This is a genomic window from Streptomyces recifensis (assembly GCF_002154615.1).
In the GTDB taxonomy this organism is placed as follows: Bacteria; Actinomycetota; Actinomycetes; order Streptomycetales; family Streptomycetaceae; genus Streptomyces; species Streptomyces griseoluteus.
In genome coordinates this window covers 1-2644 of the sequence record NZ_MUNH01000740.1, presented here as the reverse complement: position 1 = coordinate 2644, position 2644 = coordinate 1, and the positions used below count along the sequence as shown (strand labels likewise).

At 72.8% G+C, this 2644-nt stretch carries 1 protein-coding gene and 1 pseudogene; one reads left to right on the top strand and one right to left on the bottom strand.

Translation table 11 applies throughout. The annotated features are described in order from the left end of the window. Window positions 1–32 precede the first annotated feature (32 nt). The gene (locus CCN33_RS29090) at window positions 33–2000 is read right to left on the bottom strand and encodes an acetoacetate--CoA ligase (RefSeq protein ID WP_086696352.1); all 1968 of its coding nucleotides are present in this window, start codon (window positions 1998–2000) and stop codon (window positions 33–35) included. Window positions 2001–2211: 211 nt separating this feature from the next. Between CCN33_RS29090 and CCN33_RS29085 the strand changes: the two are divergent. Next, a pseudogene (locus tag CCN33_RS29085) lies at window positions 2212–2644 on the top strand (glycosyl hydrolase); the annotation flags it as partial.

The following is a 2644-nucleotide window of genomic DNA, read 5'->3' as shown; positions in this document are numbered from 1 at the left end:
AGTCCGAGGCCACCTACGGGGGCTGAGGCGGGTCAGGCGCGCTTGCGGGCGAGTTGTTCGTAGAAGCCGAGGAGGGCCAGGTCGTCGATGGAGCCGGGGTTGACCGCCTTCTCCAGCGGGGTGCCCTGGAGGAGGCGTTTGACCGGGACCTCGATGCGCTTGCCGGTGAGGGTGTGCGGGACACCGGGGACCTCGATGATCTCGTCCGGGACGTGCCGGGGCGAGAGCTGTTCCCGGATGGCCTTCTTGACGCGGTCCCGCAGGGCGTCGTCCAGAACGGCGCCGGGGGCGAGGTGGACGAAGAGGGGCATCCAGTAGCCGCCGTCGGGCTGTTCGATGCCGACGACCAGGGATTCCTTGATCTCCGGGAGGCGCTCGACCACCTCGTAGATGTCGGCGGAGCCCATGCGGACGCCCTGGCGGTTGAGGGTGGAGTCGGAGCGGCCGTGGATGATCACCGAGCCGCGTGAGGTGACGGTGATCCAGTCGCCGTGCCGCCACACGCCGGGGTAGGTGTCGAAGTAGCTCCCGTGGTACCGGCTGCCGTCGGGGTCGTTCCAGAAGCGGATCGGCATGGAGGGCATGGGGTTGGTGACGACCAGCTCGCCCACCTCGTCCACCAGCGGCGCGCCGCTGGGGTCCCAGGACTGGAGGTCGGTGCCCAGGCCGGGGGCCTGGAGTTCGCCGGTGTACACGGGCAGGGTGGGGACGGCTCCGGCGAAGCAGGAGCAGACGTCGGTACCGCCGCTGACGGAGGCGATCCACAGGTCGTCGCGGACCTCGTCGTGCAGCCAGCGGAAGCCGTCCGGGGGCAGCGGGGAGCCGGTGGTGGCGACGCACTGGACGGTGGAGAGGTCGAAGTCGCGGGCCGGGTGGACGCCCGCCTTGCGGCAGGCCATGACATAGGCGGCCGAGGTGCCGTAGAGGGTGGTGCCGGTGCGTTCGGCGATCCGCCACTGGGCGCCGGTGTCGGGGTACCCGGGGCTGCCGTCGTACAGGACGATCGTCGTACCCGTGAGCAGGCCGGAGACGAGGAAGTTCCACATCATCCAGCCGGTCGAGGTGTACCAGAAGAAGCGGTCCTCGGGGCCGAGGTCGCAGTGCAGGCCGAGCTGCTTGAGGTGCTCGACGAGGATGCCGCCCTGGGACTGGACGATGGCCTTGGGCAGGCCGGTCGTGCCGGAGGAGTACAGCACCCACAGCGGGTGGTCGAAGGGGACCTGTTCGAAGACCGGCTCGGTGTCGCCGGCCGTCAGACCGGCCCAGTCCAGGGCACCCTCGGGAGCGTCGGTGCCGAGCAGCGGGATGTGCACGACGGCGCGCAGGGTGGGCAGTTCGCGGCGGAGTTCGGCGACGGTCTCGCGGCGGTCGTGCTCCTTGCCGCCGTAGCGGTAGCCGTCGACGGTGAACAGGACGACGGGCTCGACCTGCTGGAAGCGGTCCAGGACGCTGCGGGCGCCGAAGTCGGGCGCGCAGGAGGTCCAGACGGCGCCGACGGCGGCCGTGGCGAGCAGGGCGACGACGGCCTCGGGGATGTTGGGCAGGTAGCCGCTGACCCGGTCGCCGGGGCGGACGCCGAGGTCACGGAGGCGGGCGGCCAGCGCACCGACCTGGCGGCGCAGTTCGGCCCAGGTCACCGGGCGGGGCTCATGGGTCTCGTCGACGTACAGCAGCGCGGGTTCGTCGGCGCGGTCGTCGGCGGCGCGCAGGGCGTGCTCGGCGTAGTTGAGGGTGGCGCCCGGGAACCACTCGGCGCCGGGCATGGCGCGGTCGCCGAGCACGCGCGCGTAGGGCGTGGCGAAGCGGACGTCGAACCACCGGGTGACGGCCGTCCAGAAGTCCTCCGGCTCGGCCACGGACCACCGGTGCAGCGCCGGGTAGCCGCCCTCGGCGGGGGCGCCGTGGTGCTCGGCGGCCCATGCCTGGAACCGGGTGATGCGGGCACGGGCGATCCGCTCGTCGGTGGGCTGCCAGAGCGGCTGCGGATGCTCGGTGGACATGATGCGGCTCCCGGACTGTACGCGTCGTTGCGTCGTCCGCGCACGGCTGAGGGGTGCGCGGGACAGGGCTGACAGGGACGATGCCATGTGATCGACTTCGGCACCAGGGCACGCCCCCACATGGTGCGTGTGTCAACGATGTGGTCCCACCACGGTGAACGGCAGTTGAACGGCACACGCGCGTGGCGCGCACAGTGACAGGGTGAGCAGCATGAACGGTCGTGACCTGGTGCGTTCGTGGGGCGGGGTCGGCGCGGGACGCGCCGCGCGGGGGATGCGGGCGGTGCGGGCCGCCTGGCACCGCAGGCGCAGCGATGCCGTGGGGCTGCCGCCGAGGGGTTCGGAGCGGGCGCGAGTGCCGGGTCAGGTGCGGGACGCCGAGCCGCAGCCGGGCGGCGGGGTGATCCGGTTCGCGCGCTCGGAGCTGCGGATCGTGGTGGCGGTCGGCGGGGCGGTGTTCCTCGGCTGGGACGGGGCGGGTCCGGAGCCGTCGTACGCGCTGGCCGGAGGGGCGCCCGAGGTCGATCCCCGGGCGCTGCTGGAGCCGGACAAGGACGGCGGCTGGCGGGTGGTGGCCGAGCGGGTGACCGTCGCGGTGTCCCGGCACGGCGCGGTGGAGATCCGCACGCCCGGCGGTCTGGTGC

Excerpts from the sequence above, each read along its gene's own strand:
- CCN33_RS29090 (WP_086696352.1), bottom strand. The coding sequence starts at position 2,000 with ATGTCCACCGAGCATCCGCAGCCGCTCTGGCAGCCCACCGACGAGCGG.